Consider the following 21968-nt stretch of genomic DNA (forward strand, 5'->3'; position numbering starts at 1 on the left):
CCTTTCATTACTTTGGTGGAGACGAAAGATACTCTGTTGCTAATCCAACCAGGATAAAGGCGACGCCAATACTCATTAACCCGGCAACTTGGTTAATTAAAAAACAGCCCCAGATAATAAATCCAAAGGCTGCTAAAAAACAGATAACGTCAATAAAGTGCCAAATTGTTTGAAATAATTTAATTATCATCGTCATCACCTCCCAGTAACCCTGATTCTTCACTTTCAAACCATTCTTTAACCTGCTCACTTGTCATCAGGTCCACTTGTTTACTCTTATCATTGGCTACACCAAAATCTTCAAAATGATACATACCTTGATATAAAGCATCGATAATTGCATCGACCACGTCAATTTTTAACGTAGCTTTAGCTTTATCGACTTGAATTCCAATTTTATCTTCCATGATTTGCGCGTTAATCAAGGCTTTCTCCATGATTTTGTCATCATCACGAGTGATGGTGCCTTCAATCATACCTTTTTGTAGGAATTTAGTGGAGTCTTTCAATTCACTGGTTCGTTGACGTATTGGTTCTAGCGGCCACTCCGTATTAATATCCATCTGTTTAATGGCCGTAGTAGCACCCCATGCATCGTAACCAAAAAACATGACCTTAAAATCATGATCATGAACATAATCTAACAACCAGTGATAGACCTGATCGTCATTAATTAATCCTTGAGGGTGAGAAGTAATTGTACAGTAACCTTGCTTAGCTAACTCTCGGTACTCTATTCCATCCTGCTTTTCCTTCGCCTCAATGGAACCGGCCTTATTCCAAGGAATAAAGCTATGTTGTTTAATGTGCCAGCGAGGATTGCCTTGATTATCCGTATATGGAAAGATAAATGCAATCGCTGTATTATCACTAAACATTGAGTAGTCAAAACCAATATAGACTTGACGCCCATCAATTTGATCAAAATTTATTTTGGCTCTTTCAATATCAGATAGCTTCAAGTAACTATTAGTAGCTTCTTGTAACCATAAGTTCAGACTTTTATTTTGAAAGTCATCAATGGATCCTGTCAGCATGTCTGAATCACGTTTGTCACGCAAGCCATCTAAAAGGATCTCTTTTTGATCTGGCAAGTATAGTAGCGGATTAGACTTATACCAAGTTTCTTCTTTAAAAGTCTCATCTAAGCTATCCTGTGACCAAATCATCCCCAGCATCCGATCACCGTCACGGGAATAATCCTGCTCCATAATTTGTTGAACTACCTTCTGATCATCGTGGAATGGCACCGATGGGTCTTGGTAAGAGGTTGAAATTTCAATGTACTGGTGGTTGGGGATTTTCGACTGTCCGGACATAATATCTTCACTACCCTTACGAGTAGCAACATTCCCAATTTCATCAAAAATAGCAGTTGTAAAGTGCTTGGAGTCATATTTATCAGCATTCATCGACATTGGCCACAAATTATTATTCGTCTTCCGCATCGTAATTCCTGTGTGATCGCGAATAACGATGTCTTGTTCTTTTGCTAGTTGTGCAAATACCGATTGACGTTCAATAATAATCTTTAGCATGTGGTTAATGTAACCGTATAGTTTCCCCGTTTGATCGTAATTTGATGCGGTAACCAAAAAATCCTGGTTAGCTAGTCCCATTGACTCAATCAAGAAACAGTAAACCATATAGATAGCCATGAGGTAAGTTTTACCTTGACCACGAGCAACAGAAAGAATAACTCGCGTGAAACGTTTCTTATTCTTATCATCCCGCCAACCAAAAATCATGCCAAAAATAAATTTTTGCCAATTCATTAAAGCTGTTGGTTCATCCGTATCAACGTTTGGCGCAATCTTGGCGAACTTCATAATTTTATTGACTTCTTTAAGGTCATAGTGATAGCTAAATTTGCCACGCTCTGCACGTTGTAAATCTCGTAGATGACGAAAGGAAGCTAGTTTAATCAAGTAACCACTAACTACCTTTTTATCTAAAACATCAAAGGCGTATTGCGTAGTTGGATCAGCATATTGGCGACGGATATTCTCAAAATTGCATTGATGATAAGCTCCTATCACGTCATGTGTTTGTGTCAGGTCGATTTGTTGCATTACTAAATACACCTCCTAAACTAATCCAATATCTTTAAACTGTTCCGCAACTGATTTTTCTTTTTTGTGACTAGCAATCTGCATTAATTCCTGACGAGCTTGTGGTGAAAGACCTAATTGTGAGCCAATTGACTTCAACTGTTTTAGTGCATCATTCATTGTTGCAACAGCAGGATTTTTTCGGTAACCGGCAAAATCTTTACCAATGATTTGACCGGTTGAATCTTGTAATGAATTAAATAATTTAGTTTGAATCCCATTTTCTTGAATATCTTGATATGCTTGGCGATAAATTTCATATTCCGAGCAATATTGTTCAACTAATGCATCATCTATTCTTTGAACCCGTTGCGTACTCTCTAAAAAAGGCACAACTTTACGCCAACACCCCTTTGCTAAGCGTCCTAAATAATGAGGTGGATCCTTAGATAAACGTCCGTTATTCTGCTTAAAATAGGCTTTTCTGGGCATTTTTAGATCTCCTTTCATTATTTTTGAAACAGTTTGACCCCCCTGGGGTAAAATTTTTAAAATTAGGGGTTGCGTGCAAGCTGGCTGCAATGTGTGCGCTCTTTCTGAGCGTGGTAACGGGGGCGGGGTGCTAAACTTCTGCCCCGTTTGGAAATAATCTTCATCAAAATTAAAATTGCTCTGCGGACATTTCTGAGGCTCTCAGGGCGATGTCGTTTTAACTATTAAATTCATTGCGTTAGAGTCTATTGGTGCCCTTTAGTCATTAGATACTTGATACTAAGTACATCATGCAACTTGGCGACTTGCTTGCGCTGGTTGTCGATGCCTGTACCATACCACTCATGTTCCCAATCGGTCTTTAATCGGTGACACTTGCGACAGATGGTTGCCAAGTTATCAAGATGATCTTTGAGTTCCTCATCATATTCAATCGGTACAATGTGATCAACGGTATTGCTGTTAGGTTGACCACAATATTGACAGATGTAATGATCACGTTCTAACACCTGTGCTCTTAACCGTTGCCATTGTCGGCTTCGGTAGAACTGGTACTGATTATGCTTAACACTATTCCGATTACGCGTTTGAGTATTGTACTTGTGTTGGTACTGTTGACTATGTGACCGTGCCCATCGTTGACGATTAGCAAGGTACTTCGCTTCGTGTTCATAATGCTGTTGGCAATAATGATCTGGTAGTTGTACCATCGAATGGCAACCAGAATAACGACATCTTCTATATCTAGACATATTTAATGACCTTTGCAATTATGTAGATAGTTTCATATAGCTTATTATGTGAAAATACTGAATCAGCAGGCACGTCAATAGTTTGGTCATGACTGCATCCAACGATTTCAATATCATCATACTTTTTGGCTAGCTCATTTAGCCATTTCTCCATGCCAAAGCTCAATGGGTCTTTGTGCTGACATTCAGACCAGTCATCCTCGTAAACCTTGAAACGGATTTCTCTTTTTAAATTCATCAGAATTACACCTCCATAATGTTATATCGATCGACATATGGCTTGATTGCATTGTATGGCCGTGTTGAATAACCAACTGGTGCATCAAGCAAATATGTAGGATCTCCATGAAAATCATTATCATCTTGATTAAACATTGCGATGCTAAAAGGATGTTTTCCTTTCTTGCGCAGTTCCGCAATCTTTTTTATCAAATCATCTGCACTATGAATTTTATACACTGTAATTTTCTGCATATTACCACACCTTTCTAAATTAAGGTAAACAAAAAGACGGTAGCCTATGCTATCGTCTTAATTATTCAGTCGCTCTTGTATCATTTCTTGCAGTTCTTTCAAATCATCATCAGTTGCTAAATCACGGATAAACTTACGAGCATATGACCGATAACGGTATATTCGTTGCTTATCCTTATTCTTATCGTTCCACTTCTTGTTAGCCTTTAGTTGAGCTTCACTAACCATAATGTCGACCTTCTCACGTTAATATGGTATACTGAATATGCAAAAAGCCAAGAGGCTCCATCTCTTGACTTCTTGCGTTCCGGAAATTAGACTAACCAGCTAACCGCTATTTGCGATTAGCTTTTTTTATTATCGCATAAGCCTTAGCGAAGTTAATCGCGGCTACCGACAATAGCCAAATTGTCAGTGCGATAACATGGCAGCCTCTCTTTCCGGAGTACTGTTATTTCCATCAGTATCATCCCCTTTCCGGATTCAGGGAATCACTTCCGGAACGCTGTAGTCTTTCGGGCGTCCCTTACTTGACTACATTTATATTATACATTATTAACGTATGGATAACAACAGAAAATTGAAAGAATCTTATTTATTTTTATGTACTTTAAAAGCTGGCAAGCGTTGACCTGTCAGCTTTTTCTATACGTTCATTTGCAATTTTGAAATACTTATCGTCTAGCTCCATACCGATAAAATTGCGCTTCAGATTAACCGCTGCTACTCCAGTTGAACCGGATCCCATTGTATTATCTAGTACGGTCATACCTTCATCAGTATACGTTTTAATTAAGTATTCAAGCAGATCTACCGGTTTCTCTGTTGGGTGGTTACTATGATAATTTCTATTGCTGAACTCAATTACATCAATTGGATAACGTTCACCGTGAGAAATGTGAGAAGGATATACGCCACTTGTTATGTGATAATTAGTTGACGGCTTATTTTTACCCTTGTCAACGTACAATTTGAACCCCATCCGCATTTGTGGATTGTAAGTTGGTAAATGTTTGTAAAACACATACACATTTTCGTGTGCTCGTAATGGCATATGATGAGACCATAAGAAACCAACAGCCATCGTCTTCTGCCATACCCAGTCATAGCGGAACGGCATCTTTTTAGGGGCATTCATGATTAAACTTGCACCAAATTTGCCCATGCCAAATAAAAGAACAGCACCATGATCTTTAATAATCCGCTGGTACTGTTCAAATAGTGGTTTTAAAGGAATTACTGAATCCCATTTATTAGCTGTCATTCCATAGGGCAGATCAGCCAAAACTAAATCAACTGATTTATTTTCTATTTGTTTTAGTAGTTTTAGACAATCGCCTTTGAATAGTCTTACGCTCACGTTCAAGCTCCTTTCTATGCCGTTCAGTGTGGTTTAGCATGTACAGCTCTGCACCACTACTAACCGTGCCCCATTTTTTATAATGTTTCATTGCTAAACTTCCCAGAAAATCCGTTCATTCAAGATATGCTTGTAAGTTTTCATGGCACTCTTTTGCGCCTTAAGCAATTCTTGATCATCTTTATCTAAGTTATAGAAATCATCGCTTTTCATGAACTTCTTTAGCTTACTGATTTTCAATCCTAAATCATCACGTTCTTTAACTAGTTTCAAATTATGTTCACTCATATTTTTCACTCCCAAATAAAGACGTCCTAAAAACTCCCAATCAAAGTGAGGCAAGTTGTATGGCAAATACCACTTTTGCTCCGAAATAACGTATAGTGACTTTTTACACCATCTCCCTTGAGGATTGCTTACTGGCTTACCTTCAATATCGAAGAACTGCATACCCGGAATATCGGCACCGCTATATGTAAATGTGTGATATGTTTTACCATTTTCAAGTTCGACGAAAAGAATTTCGTTGCCTACCATATGTATTCCTCCAAACAAAAAAGCCAGCGCTAGGCTGACTTAATAATTTACTTCATTATGAACCGTGATCATATTGATCAAAAGATGCGTCAATACTCATCACATAAAAAATATTTGAATTCTTTTTACCAATAATTCTGCCGAGATTCCCAAGTCGAAATACCCAGTAATCATCTTCACATTCTTTATAGCGATTACTAGATTTGAAATCAGAATGAATTCTTAATCTAACTTTTTCTTCAGGTATCTTTTCAAGCCCCTGTTTTTTATTAAGCCCAAGAATTCTAACAATATCTTCTTGAGAAAGCTGATATATTCTTTCTAAAAGTTTTAACCTTACCCTATTATCAATAGTATTTCCTCGACTATCAAGATTATACTTTGATTCCTTAGTCAAAAAGGAAAAATTAAAGGCAAACCTAGACGTATGATGAGGTTTAATTTTGGTTTCTTTTGGGAATGAGGGTGAATTAAAGTTATTACTTTTTATCTTCATCAGAAACAAAGACCCCGCTATAGAAATCTTTAATTGCCTTATCACTTATAACTTCACTTTGAGGAGTTTCTTGCCATGGCTTCTCACTATGAGTCTGCCTCATTAAATCATAAGCTGAACTATAACCATAAACATCATAGATACTATTTAAAATACTTGAAGCCTCATAATCATTCTGAAGCTCACTATAATTATTAAGATCTCTTTCTGTTATTTCACCGACTATTCCACGATGACCTCTATATTTTTCATGAACTTCTTCAACCACAGGTCCATATCTCCACGCAACAATATCATTGTTAAACATACGATGACCCGTAATAGATAAACTCGCAGCCTGAATATAATATAGTAACTTCATAGTCTTCATTTGAGTTAATTCTTCAACATTGGGGTTCGTACGCATATCTGCATTGTTTTTTACACGTAGCCAGTTAACTACTTTAAAAACATCGTACATAATGCTCCCTCCTTTACCACCTACATAGTACAATATATGCTATTACGATTGGAATACTTTTGCCTGAATCTTAATAATTTGTTCCCATCAATACTGATATTTTGGTTGTATCATGTGATAAATATGTTTAATTATTTTATGTAATTTCATTAATAAAAAGCCCAGTCGTTTGACTAGGCGTGGGTGATGTATATGTGTGCCCGGCTTTCCACACCGGACACGCTCCAGCAAACGTGTTGCATTCACACCAATATATAGAATCTAAATATATTTTGTGGTGCTTGCTGAAGCTCGTAAGCAATCGAGTTGACGTGTCTAAAAAAATAGTAGTTATTCTTAATGATTGCTTACTATGCTAAGAGCCGGAATCGAACCGAACTTCATGCGCAGGCTTCCGTTGAATCGCATAAAATTTCCACCTGTGCTCTCACCAGAGAACGTTAGCACGAAGCACTGTTAAACATTAAAAAGGAGGCTTAACATCTCCTTTAATTGATTGTGCTTCATGGAAGGCATAAGACAATATATATTGCCTTCCAAAGTGAACACCGGGAACTGCCCCCGCAAGCGTTGTCGTTTGGTGTCTGTCTTCACGTATCCACATAATCAGAACTAATTAACTCCCGCACCCGGTCGTAGTTTTCCGCCTACTCCTGTAACGGACGTTAGTGTTCTGAATAATTGTAATCTTATAGCCGTTGAGTAAGATTACAGCACTCTTCTGCTGATAACAGCACGGCTACCGTGAGACTAGCAGAGCCGGTATACATAAAACAAAGGAAGTGTTTCTTTACATCATCAAAATGCGTATGGCATTAGTACATGCTAGTCTCAACGTGGATTATGGAGCTTGCATCCATCTCCGGCTTGGTTACCGTTCCACACACTTAACAGAGAGAATCCTGAGTTGCTGGTAGTAACTCGTCTACTCCTCTGCCAGAGTCAATAAAGTCGTATTATTAAGCAGTTTAAGGACGTGCTCGGGTCACAGGTATTTGGTATTTGTAAGTTCAATTAATTTTTTGAACAATACCATAATACGGCTGTTTTTAAGGTAAAACCGGTCAAATACCGGCAGATCCCGGACAAAAACCGGCAAAAACCGGACATCTTCATTTGAAGATACGAACTGAGTCGTCAGGGCACATCAACGCACCTTCCCATAACGCTTGGTCTTGCAGTCTTCTGTACTGCCTATCGTCCATATAGGTGTTATATTGTTCGTTAATGTAATTCATCGTTCTAATTGCTGACCAGTTCTTGATGAAGCGATGAAGCAGAATATCACCTAAGATTTCCTCTTCCTCACCAACGCTCATTAGTACCTCGCAGCATTTAATTCTGGTCTTGTACTGATAAACGGCTTCAGCGTGATTAACGAACTTTTGGTCCGGGTCATGTGGTGTCCCATCATTCGGCTGTCCGTCCATACTAGGCGACTGCAAACCCGGGAACCGTTGCATTGCCTTAAGCTTGTACTTTTTCCATTCTCTTAGATACTCCTTGAACGCTTCCTTAGTGGCTTCTTTATCCAAATTACCAAATACGCTGTCAACCACGCTCTACACCCCTCGCACCTTGTGATATAATTAGTTTGCTTTATTTTTATACCAAACCGGGCGTTCCTATTCGGGGCGTCTTTTTGTTTGCTTTCTTTTTCCTGCCTCTTTAATTTATGCTCTATCCGTTTCTTGTGTTTCCGACGTAGGCTCGATTTTTGCTTCTTTTTCTTTGATTTCATGCTTTTCCTCCTAAAATCCAATTAAATCATGCACATCATAATCGATGTTCTTGTATACGTTGTAATAGTCGTAGTAAGGCTCTCCATTCTTTCTTCGTCGAACATTACCGTGAATATCGTGCCGAGCATGAGCCTCTTGAATCCTCGGATTAGTAAACCCAAATAATTTCATCTTGAAATCATGCTGACGAGGAACAACTACTTCAACTGGCAATCCAGTTCTTAGTGAAAATAACTTAAAACGTAGCTTAGCGCTCATATCAACTGCTCGTTGATTAATTCCTGTCTTCACATCGTAAACGTGCTCAATGGCTCCGTCGTGGGAATATACAACAAAATCCGGTGTATATGTATTACCCCGTTGGTTATACCCACCAAGCGGAAATTTATCAATTATCTTGTAGCTTGGATGAACCTTGAATTCCTTTCCACTGTTCTCGATGAACTGAATGAAGATCACGTTCCTTAATCGAATCGAAGTCCCAATCCTTGTAATGAACTTTCTTCCCAAAATGATTCACTAGTCATCTTCTCCTAGTAGCTCTGTCTGACCATCTGCTTCACGGTTATCTTTAACCAACTCGGTCTGATTAGATTCAATGGTTACTTTTACCCCCCATTGGCGTCCATGATTTCACCAAGTAAGTTCATATCGACATCTTTACCCTTGGCACTAAGCTGGATAACCGTATCACCGGCTGTCCGCTTAGCGTTTTTCAAATCTGCCTTAAAGTTAATTGCTTTATAATCTACACTCATCATTTATCTTCTCCTTTAATCCTTTCCTGCGTATCGTCAGCTTTAATTGTGGTTACTACTCCCAGTATGAAGCCGACTGCTCCAGCCCCTATTGCCGTGATTGCTAGTAAGTCATATATGCTCATTAGTTATCCTCCTCGTTCAGTGGTCTCCTACACATCGGACAAGCAATTGCTGGCTCTTCAGATTCTATTTCGTTCTCATAAGTTCTCTCATATAGATACCATTCGCCAAGCTCATAAACGAGTTTCACTTCCGTTCTGAAACCGTCATCAATAATTGCTTTGCTGGCAAAACCCGCTCCATCGTGAAAGTGACAGTACGGACAATTCTTCTGCTTTTCAGTTAGTTTCATTAGTCGTCCTCCACACAAACAACGCAATCATAATTGAGTAATATTTTCTTGCCGGGCGCTTCTATGCTCACAAATTTTGGTCTTAGAACCCAATTAGTTTTAAAAACTTCCATAACTTCATCAAAGTCGGCAGTAATCGTAATTGTTTGCCCATCCGTCAAGTGAATCTTAGTCATTGTTATTCCTCCACCGGTTCTTTCATGGCATCAATTGCTGGTGCTAATCGTGGGTTTTCTTTCTTCAATTTTTCTAATTCACGTTGTGAGTATTGATTAGCATAGTGTATATCGCTACAAGCCCACTCACCATCAATGTAGTTCAAACAATTAATAGCTCCATTGAGATCCTTGAACCACCGCAGACGATACCTCTTTTCCAGGGAGCGCTCTCTAACTGGTGTATCAATCAGCCGCTGAACAACCTCCATAGTACGAGCTAAATCTTGAGGAATTACATCATCAAGATTGTCAGGATCAAATTCAATGGTATCCCATACCCTCGCATCAACAGGCACGTTCAAAAAATAATCCATAGCGTATGAGTGTTTTCCAGGACCATAAAATGCTATTTCTGATCCGCTGTGTTTTGCACTTACTGTCGTTGTTGTTTTATTGATACACTTAATCAATTCATCAATTTTCATTCCTACCATCCTTCCCGCATGCGCCCTGCAATGAACGCTAAGATAATCACTAGCACCACTGGTAGCAGTACCCAGCCACCGGCAAACTTCATCGTCACTACTGCAATCAGCGCAATCGCAAACCACAGCACCGCATACAACACACTATCCATTACTTTTACTCTCCCTAACATCGATGTTACAAAGTATTAATAATACGTTTGATTCTATTTACTAGAGTTAGATTTTCAGCTGCTTGTTCTTCAAGTTGCTGTGCAATCTTCTCTAGCTCTTTTTTGTTCAAATCCATTAATCCAACTCACTCGCTTTCACTTCGTAAATATCCGGAAATATCTGGTCCACCTCTGCTACCTGTGCGGTCTGTTTTAAGGCATTAATGCTGATGACCTCGCACAGCTTGCCTTTATAATGCACGTAACCTTTACCACGTTTCAGGGCTTTCAGCCGTTCAAATTTCATACGCATTTCTCCTTGCCATCTTGGCGCACTCATGCTTAATTCTGATTGCTTCATCGAGTTTCTTTTGTCCGACCGGCTCGCTTAATAGCCACTCAAATTTTTCTCGATCAAATGGCACCTGGTAGTCCTCGCTTCGATCATCAAGACAGCCAAGATAATACACAGCCACTCGCAAGTTGGATTTAACTAGTCCAATAGCCTTCAGATAGCTAATACCATCAGATTTTGTATAACAATCCTTTTTCAGGACTTGCAGTCGTTTAATTGTGGAAGTCCATTTATTTTTTACTGCTGTTGCCATTTATCACACCTCACTTTGGCATTGGATCCATACTGTCATCTGGCATTACATAGTCGTCCTGTATTGGTAAATCAGGATTTTGTTTAGGCTTATCCTCAAGTTCTTTTTGCATCCACTTTGGAATTGGCTCACGCCTAATCGCCTCTCGCTTTTTATAGCTACTAGTCGCTTGTGGCTTCATGGTGTCATACTGTTTACGCAATTTAGCTGTACTTAAAATATTTGTTTTCCAGAAATCATCATTCTGGCACCAGTCAATCATGTTATGAATCTGCTTGGGTGTCCGTTTATCTCGTTCAATCATCAAACGGATATGGTCCGCCCACTTTTGTTTTTGAGATTCGGTTAGATCCAGATGGTCAGGATTGTTTTGTTTGATTTTGTCGAACAGATACATAGCCAGTTGATACTCAACAGAATCAGAGGTGAATTTTTTCTTTGACTCGTGGGAAGGCGATTTCGACTTGCCACTATTCTCTGTTGTAGTCTTATGTGTAGTCTCTGGTAGTCTATGGTATTGTTCAGGACTATCAGTCCCTTTCTGAGAGGGACTAGGAGTACCATTCTCAGCAGGACTGTCAGTCCCCTTCCTTTGGTCTTGCGAGTCCCCTTCCATTTGGTCAGATTGTCCTAATGCATTGGTCAATTTGTCCAACTCGTTATAGTCAATTGCGTACCACTTGGTACGGTCAAACTTCAGCTTGTTCAAATTGTTAGTTAGCAATATTTTTTTGTCTTCTAAATCTTTCAGATAGCGTTGAACAGTTTTAGAAGCAATCCAAGGAAATTGTTTATGCCATTCCTCAACAGTGTTCCGGATCCATTTCCGACCGCCTGCTTCTTTACCAACTTTTGGATTATTCAACCAGTATTGAATCTGTTGAAGAATCAACGCTTTATCCGAATTTCCCAATGCTTTAGCTAACGTTGGCAAGAATTGTAACGGTTGCTCGTTAATTAACAGCTTGCTCATCGTCTATCCTCCCTAGATGAAGTTCTTTGGCTAACTCAGGTGTCACCTTAATTGGCTTCAAATGGTATCGCTGCATAAAGCTCTTGATTCCCATTGCGTGCCTGATTGTGTGGTGTACCCGACATAGCGGTTCAATATACATTCCGGTGTGATTGATTGTGTTTCGGTTACGTCCCATTCCAACAGTGGTTACATGGTCAATATCCGCATGTTCTTTTAAGCAGATAGCGCATCGCTTGTGCTTAATACACATGGCAACTCGTGGGAAGTCACTTGGTAGTGAATCCCAAATTTTAGTTCTAAACGGAATATCTTCGTGAAACATGAAATCTAAGATAGTCGTAATCATGTAACTAGCGGTGGTAACAGAGCAATCCGACAAGCTAAACGGTTCAATGTTGAAAATTCCTTCAACCATGCTCTTGAAGTACGCCTTAGCTTCCTCCGGAACATATCCGGTATAAGCACAGAAGTCATTCAGCAAGGCATAGATTTTCTTTCGTTGGTCTGGTGTAATGTGTCGCCCGTCTTCGACTGATAGCTCAACTGTGGGCTGTTTGCCGTTAGCTAAGGTAGTTAGACGATTAATACTTAACTCGTCATCTAGCGCAATCTGAACGGTATTACCAGACGTACTAATTAACTTGCCGTACAATCACATCACCCCGTTTGTTCCTCCTGTTTCATTTGCTTAGCTGATGTAAGCATTCTCTCTACTAATTCAATTGATTTCTTCAGATAATCGTTTTTTGACATTTGCCCGTTGTCAGAACTACTTTGCATAATTCCTTTTACATCGTTATTCACTGCATCAAAATTAGATCCAGTTATCTTAGCGTATTCATTAACTAACGCCTTATAACGGTTAGCGTTAGCAGTAAGGCTATTGTTCTGCTGTTTACTTGCTGACCTCTTAGGCTGACGTTGCTGGTTCTGTTGATGATATTCGTTAGTGTCAGCGTCCTTAGTATCATCAATCAGAAATAAACCATTAAGGGCGTATTTGCGTGCATAACTAGAAGCCGTACCAGTGATTTGGCTTTCATCCATTCCTTTCTTATTCAATGGTTCTCGAGCATATCCGGTTGAAGATGTTTGTTTGCCATCTTTATCAGTAAATGTTGCCGTTGCTTTTATATAGTGCCAATCACCAACCAATATTGGTTCATCTGATAGCTCCAAGTTATCTCCATACTTCTTTAATAGTGGTTTAGCCGCCTTGAGAATATCTTCGTTTGAGCGATAAGCATAATGGCCGAATTTATTAAACTGACCCTTAGGAGCCTTAAGCTCAAACTGTACTTCTGATAGAGTCATCGCTAATCCTCCTTCGTTACCCACGATCCTTTTTCATTGATGTGTTTAATTTCAATTCTTGATGGTTTAGCAACAATTTTTACGTCATCAACTAATTCACCATCGCTGTTAACAACATGTTCACCGTCTGGAGATGATAATGTTTTCTTTAAATCTCCCCAGCAGAGTTTATCTTCCTCAACATGTTTAACGAATTCGGTGCCCTTATATTGGTTAATCAATGCTTGTTTATCCGCAACTTGTAGGCTAGTTGATGGCTTACTTTGAACAATTCGTCCAAACGGTGAATCCTTGAACTCCCAATTAGGATCCTCATCAATCTGTTCTTGTGCGTACTGCATAGCGATTGACTTAAAATTATCTAGTTCAGCTTGAAGATCTTTAATTTGCTTTTGGTAGAATTCAATTGATTTTTCCATCATCTTTTTCTTGCCAGCAATTTCTTGTCGAACTTGTTCGGCCTTTTGAAACGTCCAAATCAAGCCCTGCTTGTCTTCAATTTGATAACGCTTTGGTTGATGTTCTTGTACTTCTTGGTCTCTTTTAACAGTATTAGTCTTCATCGTTATCCGCCTTTCTCATTGCATCGTAAGTGTCTTGGCTGTACTCGTTACCGTCCTCAACGACTACTTCGTCCAAATGAAGTGGATCGTTATCGGGGTCATGCCATTTCTTTTCTGCTTTTTCTAAGTCGTTATTCATTAAGCCCACCCCATTTCAACGCTTAAATGGTCATTTAGAATTTCTTTCATCGCAAAATATGTCATTAAATCGTTAACCTCATTCACGTGTAAACAGTGAGCATTAGTGGTATCAAGAGTCATTAAATCTAATCCTTCAATGCAGCCTTTGTAGTATGCAGCCATTGCAGGTGTTTCTTTTTCCATAATTTTCATTTATAATTGACCTCGAATCTATATTTGATATGTGATTTACTTTTGAGCATTCGTTTTTGCGGAACGGGTGCTCTTTTTTTGATCCATGTGGTTGAGTAGTAGCAATAGTCCATAAATGAACGGGATAAATAATGCCCCGTCATATGCACCGATTGAACCGCAGTAAACCATCCACGCTCCAAGTGCAAATGCTATCAACCGTGAGTGCAGAACTTCGTTAATCATGACTTCTCACCACCTTTCGTTGTGATATGCTTAACTCATCTCCTAGTGAAAGGAAGTGAATTAAAATGGAATCAAAGAAGCATATCTATGCAAACCTAGCTCCAATGGGTTGGACAGATTTAACATCTGATCCAAACTGTGAAGTGGGAATTGATCATAAGCCGCCTTTAATCTGGTGGGAAGAAAACGCTAAAATCTACGCACCAGAAAAGCGTGATATGTTTAACTCCGCTTACCAGTTACCTTATTTAGAGCTAATTTACGATGGTAAAGAATATAGAATTAGTCCATATCTTCTCCAAGTTGTATATGACTAATGAATATTCTCAATTACTGAACTGATTTCTTTGGAAGTCAGTTCTTTTTTTGTGACGTGATAACTTGCTTCAATCCTGCTAGCTACTTCTTCAAATTCCCGATAACTTAATCCACTCATTGCGTTAGCAATTTGTTCTAATTTTTCTTTTTTCATTGGTTATTGCCTCCTACATTTCATCTGGAAGTTAATGCTTTAGTTCCCTTAATTCCATATACAGTTGGCCTACCGTGTCGGGATCAGGTTGACTGTTTTTATTTTTTAGTAGTTTCAAAATATACTTCGCTAGTTCGCTGTACAGTTCCTTTTGCATTACTTCACTTCCTTTCTATGTTTCTCTTGATACTTCATCTGAAACGAATTACCCAACATAATCAGCATTGCGATTGCTACGGCTGTGAAAAATACTATCTGTGCCACTTAATCAGCTCCTTAAATGAATATCCTTGTGTTTCTCTTCGTACTGCTCGCATTGCCAATCTATAAAGCGATTAGCTTCGGCAATGTTAATCATCGGTGTTCTTTCACTGAATTTATGGAACACATCGAATCCCGCTTCTTCAGCTTGTCTTCTCCATCTTTGAAACTGCGAATCGGATAACCCAAGCTGATGTTGAAACGGTCTTTTTCCAATCCAATTAAGCATCTAATCAGCTCCTTTCTTTTGCTATACTTAAAGCATCTCCTAATGAAAGGAGGTGAATAAATTGCAACAACAACTAATTAATGCACTCAAGCAGGTTGCAAACGGTCAGTACCCTACTACTATCCGTCACTTGCAACCATTGCTTGAGCAGTTAGGCTGGTCATTAGAACAACTAACCGAAGTCGCTAACGAACTAGATAATCAAGGAATTATCACAACTAGATTTGCTAGTAACAAACTTAAAAGCATTGCATTGTCGGCTGATTTTCTTGATTTGATCTAATCTTTAAGGGTTCCTTGATAAGGGCCCTTTTTAATTAAGTACCAATCGTTAGCAGTTAAATCTTCTTTTTTAGGATCCCAACGAATACCAGCAAAGCGATTTAACACAAACAATTCACAGCACCCCGGCCCCTCTGTGGGAACAATACATGTATCATCCCAAGACCAATGTTTTCTAGAAATTGCCTGTTTAGGTTTTATTTTTTTGCAGGCTTCATAGATATTCATACCCGCTACCTCCTGTTTGACTATTTCTTTACAGCATGTTTGCACGTACCGTTTTGGTACTTACGAGGCAAAAAAATATCATCAATTTTCATATTAAACATTTTTGCAATTGCAAACATTTCATCTAATGTAAACTCTGAATTTCCTAATTCCTTGCTTCGGTATGTTTTTGGCGTAATCCCTAAGTAGGTTGCCATTTGCTCCTGCGTCATTTTCTTTTTATTTTTTCTTAAATCATAAAGAATTAATTGCAATTAGTTCGTCCCCCCCTTTCTATTACCATATCGGTACAACAATATTGTAGTACCAAATTGGTACTTAATCAATAGTTTTTTTCCCTTTCTTTTATCTATGTACCTTTTTGGTGCAAATCTGTTATACTTTACATAAATTAACATCGAGGTGGGACAATTGGAAAATTTAGCTTCATATGTGGGCAAAAGGATAAGAAAACTAAGGGAATCCAGAAATATGACGCCTAAACAACTGGCTGAGAAGCTTAATGTCTCACGTGTTGCTGTGAATAGATACGAGACCGGGGCTAGAAAAGCTAATCAAGATGTTCTATTCGATTTAGCAAATATTTTTCATGTGAGCATTAATGATTTCTTCCCCGATTCAACAACCGCAAAGGATACCCAAAGTTTAATTGATATTTACGATCAATTACTCCCAGAGCGCCAAAATAATGTTTACAATTACGCATCGGATCAATTAAATAAACAAAAGAATGCCTATTCCTCATTAATTGGTGAGAATAAGCATATTGTATATATTTATGGCGCTGTGTCAGCCGGAACAGGCGAATATATTCCTCAAGACGAAGATAAACCAGAAAAGGCTATCGTTGAGGGAGTTATTCCTGATCACGACTTCGCAGTTCGTGTAAATGGTGATTCAATGGAACCAGTTTTTAACAATGGGCAAATTATTTATGTTAATAAATTAGACAATACAGAAGTTAGGAACAACCAATTTGTAATTGCAGAAGTTGATGGTGAATTTTTTGTAAAGAAGTTAAGGCTTGAAAACGGTGATGTTCAACTTATTTCTTTAAACAAAAAATATCCAAACATAACAATTCATGAGTACAATGATTTTGCAATTCGTGGAGTCGTTATTATTTAGTAAGCTTAACACCTTAACTACTGAGAAAAGGAGAAATTTAAAAATGTTTTTTTATATTGTAAGCTTTATTGTTTTAGTTGCTTTAGGGGTAATTATATTTCGGAGCAAAAGAAGCCCAAAATTAGGACGCATTGTGGGAACCATTCTAATACTATTTGGAATTATGGTTTTATATTTTGGCCACATAGACACAGACTGGAGTGCAGGTGCTAGCAATTGGGATGATATTTCTTCAGTAAATGAACATGTTACCGATGAAGATACTCAAATTAAAAATGTCAAAAAGTACAATGGATATATGCTGATTACTTTAAAGAAAAATGCCGTTAACTTTGGAGACACAAAAACTGCAAACGCCGCTAACCTTTTTGATCAATGTTTTAAGTTTGCCAAAGACGCTAAAAACGGTGTTGCAGATAAAGGAGTAATTATTTATCAGCCTACTCCAAACGATGGGCCACTTAATGGATTTGCTGTATTATACACAAGCTCAGGCTTTAGCAAGATGCCGTCTCTAAATAAAATGCTAGATGATCGTTCTTCCATTCTTAAACAATCTACTGCATATAGTCTTGGTGGTGCTAACTATAATTCAACTGGCCTAGATAAAATGGGCGTGAAAATTCAAAGTAGTAATCAACCTAACTGGTTTATGAAGTTCTGTGGAAATCGCTATATAGGTGAATAATTAAAAAGGCCTGCTAGTGCGGCAACACTAACAGGACCAGGGTTGAATTTGATGGTATGTCTATTGCAAACTGCTCTTATATCAGTGACAAGATAAAGCTAGACGAATAAATTTAAACCAGTCGAAATCGACCGGTTTAAAAAGTATCAAGAAATAAAAATAACCGCCCCACCATAATTAGTGGAGCGGTTTAAAAAGAAAACAAAAAGAACGTATGTACGATGAAAGGAGGTGAGACTATGTTTCCAAGGAAATACAAAAATAAGTGGCGCTTTGGTCAACGCTATAAGGATCCACTTACAGATAAATGGCGAACCGCAACTGTAATCGCTGATCGCAATACAAGAGTTACCCGTCACGAAGCTCAGATTGCCCTCGATAAGAAGATTAATGCTAAGCTAGCAAGTATTACCGGGGAACACAATAAGCACCGTCAGATGACGTTAGGCGAGCTATATAACACATACTGGAATGAGAAGAAAGATAGTTGGCGACTGAACTCAAGAAGGACTTACCGCAATTCTTACAAGATATTCTTTCAGCACTTTGACCAGGAAGCAAAATTATCTAACTTAACTTCTCTAATGCTAACTAACCATTTTGACAACATGATTAGCGAAGTTCAGAAGAAACAAAAGAATAAATCATACAAGGGAAGTTGCAACATTCGATCAATTAGCGGCTTAAAGATATATTATGCTCGAGTAAGCATGATGTTCAATTATGCTGTAAGAAAGCAATTCATTAAAGAAAATCCTTTCAAGAATGTGCATATTGCTTGGCCTAAAGAGAACCATCGTTCACTAATTGAACAGAAATATCTTGATGAAGACGAACTTAGCATTCTTCTCAACTACTTCAGAAAGGTACAACCTGATTTCGCTGATATGTTTGAATGGCAATATCTAACGGGTATGCGTTTTGGAGAAGCGGCATCCCTTTATCTAAAAGATATTGATCTCAAAGAGAAGCTGGTACATGTGAATGGAACCTTACTATACGATAATGGCCCTAAGCAAAATTATATTAAACAAGATGTACCAAAGACAGATTCTAGTTTTCGAGAGATTGCCCTATCTGATCGAGCCATTGAGATTTATCAGCAACACGCTAAAGGCAAGAAGAGAAATGACTTCTTATTTACAGACAAGGATGGTTACCCCTACTCCGTGCAACATGCTAATAATTGTTTAAATTCATTTAGGAAAAAGCATGACCTCGGTAAGATAATCACAACGCACACTTTTAGACACACCCACGTTTCAAAACTTGCTGAATTAGGAGTACCCCTTTATGTAATTCAACATAATGTGGGACATTCTAATAGCAAAATTACCAGAGATGTTTATTTGCATGTAACAAAAAAAGCCCAGCAAGAACTGCGCAATAAACTCAATAAGATGTAAGTTTGTTGCACAATTGTTGCAAAGGCTTATCTTTAACTCTTCATAATCGTTGATATATCAATCATACCAAGGAGTTAGAAGATTTATTATTAATATTGTTCCATGTACCGTTGCCGTTCCCAATCAGAAACATGAGCACGGTAAGCATCATATTCACGGGTCTTAGCCTCTTCAAAGCTTTGGTATAAGTGTTCACCCATTGAGCTCTTAATCACTTCATCATCAGCTAGGTCCTTTAATGCACTGTGTAAAGTGTCAGGTAAGTTAACAATCCCCTTGTTCTTCCGTTCCTTAACAGTCATATCATAGATGTTTTCATCAACGTTGTGAACTGGTGGCAAGTTATTCCGTAGACCATCAAGTCCCGCTTTAAGAACTGCAGCAATTGCTAAGTATGGGTTGGCTGCAGGATCAGCTGACCGCAATTCAAGACGAGTTCCCATTCCTCGGTCATTTGGAATTCGAACCAATGGTGAACGATTAGAAGTTGACCAAGCAACATAAACCGGTGCTTCATAACCTGGAACTAACCGCTTATAAGAGTTAACAATTGGGTTAACAATCGCAGTATAACTCCGTGCGTGCTTCATCAAACCACCTAAGAAATGGTAAGCAGTTTCTGATAATTGGTTCTTATCGTTTTCATCATAGAAAGCATTTTTGCCATCTTGAGTAAAGAGTGACATATTAAGGTGCATTCCTGAACCATTAATTCCAGACAATGGCTTCGGCATAAACGTTGCGTGTAATCCGTACTTCTTAGCGATTGTCTTAACAACCAGCTTAAATGTTTGAATATTATCAGCCGCTTCAAGTGCATTAGAGTACTTAAAATCAACTTCATGCTGACCAGGAGCAACTTCGTGGTGAGCTGCTTCAACATCAAAGCCCATCTTTTCTAATGCAAGGACAATATCGCGCCGACAATCTTCACCAATATCAGCTGGTTCCATATCAAAGTAATTTTCGGAATCATTAACCTTGGTGGTTGGATTACCGTTATCATCCGTCTTAAAAAGGAAGAATTCTGGTTCAGGGCCAATATTAAATGAATTAAAGCCCATCTTTTGCATTTCTTTTATAACTCGTTTGAGATTGTTCCGTGGGTCACCTGAGAATGGGGTACCATCTGTCATGTGAACACTGCAAATCACCCGAGCAACCTTTCCGTGATCAGCTCCCCAAGGGAAGACTAACCAAGTTGACATATCAGGGTAAAGGTACATGTCACTTTCCTCAATCCGCACGAAACCATCGATTGAAGAACCATCAAACATGATTTTATTATCCATTAATTTATCAAGTTGGCTAACCGGTAAGTCAACACTCTTAATTGTTCCTAACAAATCGGTGAACATCACCCGCAAAAAGCGAATATCCTCATCTTTAACCATTTGACGTACTTCATCTTTGGTATATAAATGTCTAGCCATAAATTCATTTCCCTTCTTAAAGACACCTTAGTCAGGTTCCTTAATAAAAGAAAGTAAATAATAATTTTACTGGCCAGTTTCAATTTAAAATTTAGACTAGACCAATCCAAATTAAATAACTTGTATTCATTAAGTAACCCTGTTTCCTTAGTACTGCTTAAGGATACCAATTGAAAATCATTAAGTCAATTTACTGAAAACGTTTTAACCTGATTATAACTAAATCAACACAAAAACTTTAATTTTTTAACCAGGAAGATATAAATTGTTTAATTTCGTTAGTATTATTTTGACCGCCTACAAGGTCAAACCAGTGAACATCCATCTTATTTCTAAACCAAGTTAACTGTCGTTTTGCATAATGGCGTGAATCTTGTTTAATTTTATTTACAGCATCATCAAGAGAACATTTACCAGCAAAGTAGGGAAATAACTCATGATAACCAATTCCCTTTCCGGCTGGTAATTCAATTCCGCCCTGATCATATAACCATTTAGCCTCATCGATTAATCCAGCTTTTATCATCAAATCAACTCGATGATTGATGCGGTCATATAATACTGGTCGCGCTGTAGTAAGTCCAATCAGTAGAAAGTCATCCATTGATTGCGCCTGATGTTGTTGGGAGAATAGTTGACCACTAGTTTCAATTACTTCCAATGCGCGAATCACCCTCCGTGAATTATTTTCAGGGATTGTCATTGCTGCTTGATGGTCCTTCTTTTCTAGTTGTTGCCAGAGGTAATGGGCACCATTTGCTTCTAAATTTTTTTGCCAATGTTGGCGAATCTTTACCGAGCGAGCATTATCTTGATGACCACCTAATGCAAGGTTATTTGTTAATGACTGCAAATAAAATCCAGTTCCACCAACGATTAACGGTAACCGTTTAGCATTACTGATCTTTTCAATCCAAGAATTAGCTTCCCGTTTAAATTTAGCAACTGAATATTGTTGATCAACGTCACAAATATCAATTAAGTGATGAGGAATTCCTGCCATTTCTTCAGCTGTTACCTTAGCTGTTCCAATATCCAGGTGTCTATATACTTGCATTGAGTCACCAGATATTACTTCACCATTAAAGGCAGTTGCAATTTCGATTGATAGAGCAGTTTTACCTACCGCTGTAGGGCCAACAATTGCCACAACTTTAGACATTTTTTATCTCCTTAATATAAATTTTGATCCTTCTGACTGGTAAAAAGGCATTAAGTCTTGCATAATAGAAGTAACATAGTAACAAGAGGAGGTTATATATTATGAAAAACTTTGCTAAGGGTGTCTTAATCGGAACTTTCGGTACTCTCGCCGCAATTGCTAGCGGAGCATTCACCTTCCACAAGACAGTCGTTAAACCAATTGAAGATCAAGAAGAAAAATTTGATGAGAACCGGAAAGCTGCCACTCGAAAGAGTCGTTCAGCTCACCAGGCTTAATCAATTCTCTTATAAAGAAAAGGGAGTGGGACAGAACTAATTTGCTAGTTTGAACTCCCGTAAGCACAAATAGGGTTTCAGAGTTCGGCTTTGCCGAGCACTGAAACCCT

The 21968-nt window shown here is 38.4% G+C and carries 40 protein-coding genes; 6 read left to right on the forward strand and 34 right to left on the reverse strand.

Annotated features, from left to right (window positions below; all coding sequences use genetic code 11):
* Positions 1 to 7: 7 nt before the first annotated feature.
* From HUK45_RS01310 to HUK45_RS01440, 28 genes are all read right to left on the reverse strand, one after another.
* The gene (locus HUK45_RS01310) at positions 8 to 190 is read right to left on the reverse strand and encodes a DUF1056 family protein (protein WP_191910740.1); all 183 of its coding nucleotides are present in this window, start codon (positions 188 to 190) and stop codon (positions 8 to 10) included.
* Entirely contained in the window at positions 180 to 2072 is a 1893-nt protein-coding gene (locus tag HUK45_RS01315; RefSeq protein ID WP_191910741.1) for a terminase large subunit, read from the reverse strand. The genes HUK45_RS01310 and HUK45_RS01315 overlap by 11 nt, the downstream gene beginning before the upstream one ends.
* A 15-nt stretch (positions 2073 to 2087) precedes the next feature.
* A complete protein-coding gene (locus HUK45_RS01320) occupies positions 2088 to 2543 on the reverse strand; it encodes a phage terminase small subunit P27 family (RefSeq protein WP_191910742.1) in 456 nt (151 codons plus the stop codon).
* A 245-nt stretch (positions 2544 to 2788) separates the two neighbouring features.
* Positions 2789 to 3253 carry an HNH endonuclease gene (locus HUK45_RS01325; protein ID WP_413230813.1) on the reverse strand — a complete coding sequence of 155 codons (465 nt, stop codon included), beginning with the start codon at positions 3251 to 3253 and terminating at the stop codon, positions 2789 to 2791.
* A gap of 34 nt (positions 3254 to 3287) precedes the next feature.
* Positions 3288 to 3533 (reverse strand): hypothetical protein, encoded by a 246-nt coding sequence (locus HUK45_RS01330; RefSeq protein ID WP_191910744.1) that lies wholly within the window; start codon positions 3531 to 3533, stop codon positions 3288 to 3290.
* A gap of 5 nt (positions 3534 to 3538) precedes the next feature.
* The gene (locus HUK45_RS01335; protein ID WP_191910745.1) at positions 3539 to 3769 is read right to left on the reverse strand and encodes a hypothetical protein; all 231 of its coding nucleotides are present in this window, start codon (positions 3767 to 3769) and stop codon (positions 3539 to 3541) included.
* A gap of 57 nt (positions 3770 to 3826) precedes the next feature.
* Complete coding sequence (locus tag HUK45_RS01340) at positions 3827 to 3997, reverse strand: hypothetical protein (protein ID WP_191910746.1); 171 nt, start codon at positions 3995 to 3997, stop codon at positions 3827 to 3829.
* Between the two features lie 382 nt (positions 3998 to 4379).
* Positions 4380 to 5129, reverse strand: coding sequence for a DNA-methyltransferase (locus HUK45_RS01345; protein ID WP_328797112.1), 750 nt, complete (start codon positions 5127 to 5129; stop codon positions 4380 to 4382).
* Positions 5130 to 5222: 93 nt separating this feature from the next.
* A complete protein-coding gene (locus HUK45_RS01350; RefSeq protein ID WP_191910748.1) occupies positions 5223 to 5666 on the reverse strand; it encodes a crAss001_48 related protein in 444 nt (147 codons plus the stop codon).
* 55 nt (positions 5667 to 5721) lie between these two features.
* Positions 5722 to 6162, reverse strand: a complete 441-nt coding sequence (locus HUK45_RS01355) for a hypothetical protein (protein WP_191910749.1) — start codon at positions 6160 to 6162, stop codon at positions 5722 to 5724.
* Positions 6146 to 6622: a Panacea domain-containing protein gene (locus tag HUK45_RS01360; protein ID WP_191910750.1), complete on the reverse strand. Its 477-nt coding sequence runs from the start codon at positions 6620 to 6622 to the stop codon at positions 6146 to 6148. Before HUK45_RS01360 ends, HUK45_RS01355 begins: the two co-directional genes overlap by 17 nt.
* Before the next feature lie 1112 nt (positions 6623 to 7734).
* Positions 7735 to 8181: a hypothetical protein gene (locus tag HUK45_RS01365; RefSeq protein WP_191910751.1), complete on the reverse strand. Its 447-nt coding sequence runs from the start codon at positions 8179 to 8181 to the stop codon at positions 7735 to 7737.
* A gap of 192 nt (positions 8182 to 8373) precedes the next feature.
* Positions 8374 to 8823: a DUF1064 domain-containing protein gene (locus HUK45_RS01370; RefSeq protein WP_328797114.1), complete on the reverse strand. Its 450-nt coding sequence runs from the start codon at positions 8821 to 8823 to the stop codon at positions 8374 to 8376.
* A 149-nt stretch (positions 8824 to 8972) separates the two neighbouring features.
* Positions 8973 to 9125, reverse strand: coding sequence for a hypothetical protein (locus HUK45_RS01375; protein WP_191910752.1), 153 nt, complete (start codon positions 9123 to 9125; stop codon positions 8973 to 8975).
* Positions 9122 to 9247, reverse strand: coding sequence for a hypothetical protein (locus HUK45_RS09680; protein ID WP_268889990.1), 126 nt, complete (start codon positions 9245 to 9247; stop codon positions 9122 to 9124). The genes HUK45_RS01375 and HUK45_RS09680 overlap by 4 nt, the downstream gene beginning before the upstream one ends.
* On the reverse strand, positions 9247 to 9477 hold the full coding sequence (locus HUK45_RS01380; RefSeq protein WP_191910753.1) for a hypothetical protein: 231 nt from the start codon (positions 9475 to 9477) through the stop codon (positions 9247 to 9249). Before HUK45_RS01380 ends, HUK45_RS09680 begins: the two co-directional genes overlap by 1 nt.
* Positions 9477 to 9653, reverse strand: coding sequence for a hypothetical protein (locus HUK45_RS01385; RefSeq protein ID WP_191910754.1), 177 nt, complete (start codon positions 9651 to 9653; stop codon positions 9477 to 9479). Before HUK45_RS01385 ends, HUK45_RS01380 begins: the two co-directional genes overlap by 1 nt.
* 2 nt (positions 9654 to 9655) lie before the next feature.
* Positions 9656 to 10120 carry a hypothetical protein gene (locus HUK45_RS01390; protein WP_191910755.1) on the reverse strand — a complete coding sequence of 155 codons (465 nt, stop codon included), beginning with the start codon at positions 10118 to 10120 and terminating at the stop codon, positions 9656 to 9658.
* A 2-nt stretch (positions 10121 to 10122) separates the two neighbouring features.
* Positions 10123 to 10272, reverse strand: coding sequence for a hypothetical protein (locus HUK45_RS01395; RefSeq protein ID WP_003717388.1), 150 nt, complete (start codon positions 10270 to 10272; stop codon positions 10123 to 10125).
* A 136-nt stretch (positions 10273 to 10408) separates the two neighbouring features.
* Positions 10409 to 10579 (reverse strand): hypothetical protein, encoded by a 171-nt coding sequence (locus HUK45_RS01400; protein ID WP_191910756.1) that lies wholly within the window; start codon positions 10577 to 10579, stop codon positions 10409 to 10411.
* Entirely contained in the window at positions 10569 to 10880 is a 312-nt protein-coding gene (locus HUK45_RS01405) for a hypothetical protein (RefSeq protein WP_191910757.1), read from the reverse strand. Before HUK45_RS01405 ends, HUK45_RS01400 begins: the two co-directional genes overlap by 11 nt.
* Positions 10881 to 10890: 10 nt before the next feature.
* Complete coding sequence (locus tag HUK45_RS01410) at positions 10891 to 11853, reverse strand: hypothetical protein (protein WP_191910758.1); 963 nt, start codon at positions 11851 to 11853, stop codon at positions 10891 to 10893.
* Positions 11834 to 12508 carry a putative HNHc nuclease gene (locus HUK45_RS01415; protein ID WP_191910759.1) on the reverse strand — a complete coding sequence of 225 codons (675 nt, stop codon included), beginning with the start codon at positions 12506 to 12508 and terminating at the stop codon, positions 11834 to 11836. Before HUK45_RS01415 ends, HUK45_RS01410 begins: the two co-directional genes overlap by 20 nt.
* Positions 12509 to 12513: 5 nt before the next feature.
* Entirely contained in the window at positions 12514 to 13170 is a 657-nt protein-coding gene (locus tag HUK45_RS01420) for an ERF family protein (RefSeq protein WP_191910760.1), read from the reverse strand.
* A gap of 2 nt (positions 13171 to 13172) precedes the next feature.
* Positions 13173 to 13733, reverse strand: coding sequence for a host-nuclease inhibitor Gam family protein (locus HUK45_RS01425; protein WP_191910761.1), 561 nt, complete (start codon positions 13731 to 13733; stop codon positions 13173 to 13175).
* Complete coding sequence (locus HUK45_RS01430; protein WP_191910762.1) at positions 13723 to 13872, reverse strand: hypothetical protein; 150 nt, start codon at positions 13870 to 13872, stop codon at positions 13723 to 13725. Before HUK45_RS01430 ends, HUK45_RS01425 begins: the two co-directional genes overlap by 11 nt.
* Positions 13872 to 14066, reverse strand: coding sequence for a hypothetical protein (locus HUK45_RS01435; protein ID WP_124031975.1), 195 nt, complete (start codon positions 14064 to 14066; stop codon positions 13872 to 13874). The genes HUK45_RS01430 and HUK45_RS01435 overlap by 1 nt, the downstream gene beginning before the upstream one ends.
* Positions 14067 to 14102: 36 nt before the next feature.
* On the reverse strand, positions 14103 to 14291 hold the full coding sequence (locus HUK45_RS01440) for a hypothetical protein (RefSeq protein WP_191910763.1): 189 nt from the start codon (positions 14289 to 14291) through the stop codon (positions 14103 to 14105).
* A gap of 65 nt (positions 14292 to 14356) precedes the next feature.
* Between HUK45_RS01440 and HUK45_RS01445 the strand changes: the two genes are divergently transcribed.
* Positions 14357 to 14608 carry a hypothetical protein gene (locus HUK45_RS01445; RefSeq protein ID WP_178695705.1) on the forward strand — a complete coding sequence of 84 codons (252 nt, stop codon included), beginning with the start codon at positions 14357 to 14359 and terminating at the stop codon, positions 14606 to 14608.
* On the opposite strand, the gene HUK45_RS01450 is transcribed toward HUK45_RS01445, so the two are convergent.
* Complete coding sequence (locus HUK45_RS01450) at positions 14605 to 14763, reverse strand: hypothetical protein (protein WP_191910764.1); 159 nt, start codon at positions 14761 to 14763, stop codon at positions 14605 to 14607. The genes HUK45_RS01445 and HUK45_RS01450 overlap by 4 nt on opposite strands.
* Before the next feature lie 268 nt (positions 14764 to 15031).
* Positions 15032 to 15253 (reverse strand): hypothetical protein, encoded by a 222-nt coding sequence (locus HUK45_RS01455; protein WP_191910765.1) that lies wholly within the window; start codon positions 15251 to 15253, stop codon positions 15032 to 15034.
* Between the two features lie 61 nt (positions 15254 to 15314).
* Between HUK45_RS01455 and HUK45_RS01460 the strand changes: the two genes are divergently transcribed.
* Positions 15315 to 15536 (forward strand): hypothetical protein, encoded by a 222-nt coding sequence (locus tag HUK45_RS01460; protein WP_191910766.1) that lies wholly within the window; start codon positions 15315 to 15317, stop codon positions 15534 to 15536.
* Here HUK45_RS01460 and HUK45_RS01465 read toward each other — a convergent pair.
* Together HUK45_RS01465 and HUK45_RS01470 are read right to left on the reverse strand one after the other, a co-directional pair.
* The gene (locus HUK45_RS01465; protein WP_191910767.1) at positions 15533 to 15763 is read right to left on the reverse strand and encodes a Thoeris anti-defense Tad2 family protein; all 231 of its coding nucleotides are present in this window, start codon (positions 15761 to 15763) and stop codon (positions 15533 to 15535) included. The two genes, HUK45_RS01460 and HUK45_RS01465, sit on opposite strands and share 4 nt — an antisense overlap.
* 20 nt (positions 15764 to 15783) lie before the next feature.
* A complete protein-coding gene (locus HUK45_RS01470) occupies positions 15784 to 16017 on the reverse strand; it encodes a helix-turn-helix transcriptional regulator (RefSeq protein WP_191910768.1) in 234 nt (77 codons plus the stop codon).
* 178 nt (positions 16018 to 16195) lie between these two features.
* Here HUK45_RS01470 and HUK45_RS01475 point away from each other — a divergent pair, with 178 nt between their 5' ends.
* The 3 genes from HUK45_RS01475 to HUK45_RS01485 all read left to right on the forward strand — a co-directional run bounded on the left by HUK45_RS01475 (position 16196) and on the right by HUK45_RS01485 (position 18985).
* Entirely contained in the window at positions 16196 to 16891 is a 696-nt protein-coding gene (locus HUK45_RS01475; RefSeq protein WP_328797120.1) for an XRE family transcriptional regulator, read from the forward strand.
* A 43-nt stretch (positions 16892 to 16934) separates the two neighbouring features.
* Complete coding sequence (locus HUK45_RS01480; RefSeq protein WP_191910770.1) at positions 16935 to 17579, forward strand: hypothetical protein; 645 nt, start codon at positions 16935 to 16937, stop codon at positions 17577 to 17579.
* A gap of 239 nt (positions 17580 to 17818) precedes the next feature.
* A complete protein-coding gene (locus HUK45_RS01485; protein WP_191910771.1) occupies positions 17819 to 18985 on the forward strand; it encodes a tyrosine-type recombinase/integrase in 1167 nt (388 codons plus the stop codon).
* Positions 18986 to 19074: 89 nt separating this feature from the next.
* Here the strand turns inward: HUK45_RS01485 and glnA are convergent, their stop codons facing one another.
* Both glnA and miaA read right to left on the reverse strand, forming a co-directional pair.
* Positions 19075 to 20418, reverse strand: a complete 1344-nt coding sequence (glnA, locus tag HUK45_RS01490; protein WP_191910772.1) for a type I glutamate--ammonia ligase — start codon at positions 20416 to 20418, stop codon at positions 19075 to 19077.
* A 238-nt stretch (positions 20419 to 20656) separates the two neighbouring features.
* Complete coding sequence (gene miaA, locus HUK45_RS01495; protein WP_191910773.1) at positions 20657 to 21580, reverse strand: tRNA (adenosine(37)-N6)-dimethylallyltransferase MiaA; 924 nt, start codon at positions 21578 to 21580, stop codon at positions 20657 to 20659.
* Between the two features lie 101 nt (positions 21581 to 21681).
* Here miaA and HUK45_RS01500 point away from each other — a divergent pair, with 101 nt between their 5' ends.
* Positions 21682 to 21858 carry a DUF3042 family protein gene (locus tag HUK45_RS01500; RefSeq protein ID WP_102169472.1) on the forward strand — a complete coding sequence of 59 codons (177 nt, stop codon included), beginning with the start codon at positions 21682 to 21684 and terminating at the stop codon, positions 21856 to 21858.
* Positions 21859 to 21968: the final 110 nt, after the last annotated feature.

The sequence above is a fragment of the Limosilactobacillus urinaemulieris genome (assembly GCF_014838745.1).
In the GTDB taxonomy this organism is placed as follows: Bacteria; Bacillota; Bacilli; order Lactobacillales; family Lactobacillaceae; genus Limosilactobacillus; species Limosilactobacillus urinaemulieris.

Coding starts and splice junctions, on each gene's coding strand:
- HUK45_RS01310 (WP_191910740.1), bottom strand. CDS start 190: ATGATAATTAAATTATTTCAAACAATTTGGCACTTTATTGACGTTATC.
- HUK45_RS01315 (WP_191910741.1), bottom strand. CDS start 2,072: ATGCAACAAATCGACCTGACACAAACACATGACGTGATAGGAGCTTAT.
- HUK45_RS01320 (WP_191910742.1), bottom strand. CDS start 2,543: ATGCCCAGAAAAGCCTATTTTAAGCAGAATAACGGACGTTTATCTAAG.
- HUK45_RS01325 (WP_413230813.1), bottom strand. CDS start 3,253: ATGGTACAACTACCAGATCATTATTGCCAACAGCATTATGAACACGAA.
- HUK45_RS01330 (WP_191910744.1), bottom strand. CDS start 3,533: ATGAATTTAAAAAGAGAAATCCGTTTCAAGGTTTACGAGGATGACTGG.
- HUK45_RS01335 (WP_191910745.1), bottom strand. CDS start 3,769: ATGCAGAAAATTACAGTGTATAAAATTCATAGTGCAGATGATTTGATA.
- HUK45_RS01340 (WP_191910746.1), bottom strand. CDS start 3,997: ATGGTTAGTGAAGCTCAACTAAAGGCTAACAAGAAGTGGAACGATAAG.
- HUK45_RS01350 (WP_191910748.1), bottom strand. CDS start 5,666: ATGGTAGGCAACGAAATTCTTTTCGTCGAACTTGAAAATGGTAAAACA.
- HUK45_RS01355 (WP_191910749.1), bottom strand. CDS start 6,162: ATGAAGATAAAAAGTAATAACTTTAATTCACCCTCATTCCCAAAAGAA.
- HUK45_RS01360 (WP_191910750.1), bottom strand. CDS start 6,622: ATGTACGATGTTTTTAAAGTAGTTAACTGGCTACGTGTAAAAAACAAT.
- HUK45_RS01375 (WP_191910752.1), bottom strand. CDS start 9,125: ATGATGAGTGTAGATTATAAAGCAATTAACTTTAAGGCAGATTTGAAA.
- HUK45_RS09680 (WP_268889990.1), bottom strand. CDS start 9,247: ATGAGCATATATGACTTACTAGCAATCACGGCAATAGGGGCTGGAGCA.
- HUK45_RS01380 (WP_191910753.1), bottom strand. CDS start 9,477: ATGAAACTAACTGAAAAGCAGAAGAATTGTCCGTACTGTCACTTTCAC.
- HUK45_RS01385 (WP_191910754.1), bottom strand. CDS start 9,653: ATGACTAAGATTCACTTGACGGATGGGCAAACAATTACGATTACTGCC.
- HUK45_RS01390 (WP_191910755.1), bottom strand. CDS start 10,120: ATGAAAATTGATGAATTGATTAAGTGTATCAATAAAACAACAACGACA.
- HUK45_RS01395 (WP_003717388.1), bottom strand. CDS start 10,272: ATGGATAGTGTGTTGTATGCGGTGCTGTGGTTTGCGATTGCGCTGATT.
- HUK45_RS01400 (WP_191910756.1), bottom strand. CDS start 10,579: ATGAAATTTGAACGGCTGAAAGCCCTGAAACGTGGTAAAGGTTACGTG.
- HUK45_RS01405 (WP_191910757.1), bottom strand. CDS start 10,880: ATGGCAACAGCAGTAAAAAATAAATGGACTTCCACAATTAAACGACTG.
- HUK45_RS01410 (WP_191910758.1), bottom strand. CDS start 11,853: ATGAGCAAGCTGTTAATTAACGAGCAACCGTTACAATTCTTGCCAACG.
- HUK45_RS01420 (WP_191910760.1), bottom strand. CDS start 13,170: ATGACTCTATCAGAAGTACAGTTTGAGCTTAAGGCTCCTAAGGGTCAG.
- HUK45_RS01425 (WP_191910761.1), bottom strand. CDS start 13,733: ATGAAGACTAATACTGTTAAAAGAGACCAAGAAGTACAAGAACATCAA.
- HUK45_RS01430 (WP_191910762.1), bottom strand. CDS start 13,872: ATGAATAACGACTTAGAAAAAGCAGAAAAGAAATGGCATGACCCCGAT.
- HUK45_RS01435 (WP_124031975.1), bottom strand. CDS start 14,066: ATGAAAATTATGGAAAAAGAAACACCTGCAATGGCTGCATACTACAAA.
- HUK45_RS01440 (WP_191910763.1), bottom strand. CDS start 14,291: ATGATTAACGAAGTTCTGCACTCACGGTTGATAGCATTTGCACTTGGA.
- HUK45_RS01445 (WP_178695705.1), top strand. CDS start 14,357: ATGGAATCAAAGAAGCATATCTATGCAAACCTAGCTCCAATGGGTTGG.
- HUK45_RS01450 (WP_191910764.1), bottom strand. CDS start 14,763: ATGAAAAAAGAAAAATTAGAACAAATTGCTAACGCAATGAGTGGATTA.
- HUK45_RS01455 (WP_191910765.1), bottom strand. CDS start 15,253: ATGCTTAATTGGATTGGAAAAAGACCGTTTCAACATCAGCTTGGGTTA.
- HUK45_RS01465 (WP_191910767.1), bottom strand. CDS start 15,763: ATGAATATCTATGAAGCCTGCAAAAAAATAAAACCTAAACAGGCAATT.
- HUK45_RS01480 (WP_191910770.1), top strand. CDS start 16,935: ATGTTTTTTTATATTGTAAGCTTTATTGTTTTAGTTGCTTTAGGGGTA.
- HUK45_RS01485 (WP_191910771.1), top strand. CDS start 17,819: ATGTTTCCAAGGAAATACAAAAATAAGTGGCGCTTTGGTCAACGCTAT.
- glnA (WP_191910772.1), bottom strand. CDS start 20,418: ATGGCTAGACATTTATATACCAAAGATGAAGTACGTCAAATGGTTAAA.
- miaA (WP_191910773.1), bottom strand. CDS start 21,580: ATGTCTAAAGTTGTGGCAATTGTTGGCCCTACAGCGGTAGGTAAAACT.
- HUK45_RS01500 (WP_102169472.1), top strand. CDS start 21,682: ATGAAAAACTTTGCTAAGGGTGTCTTAATCGGAACTTTCGGTACTCTC.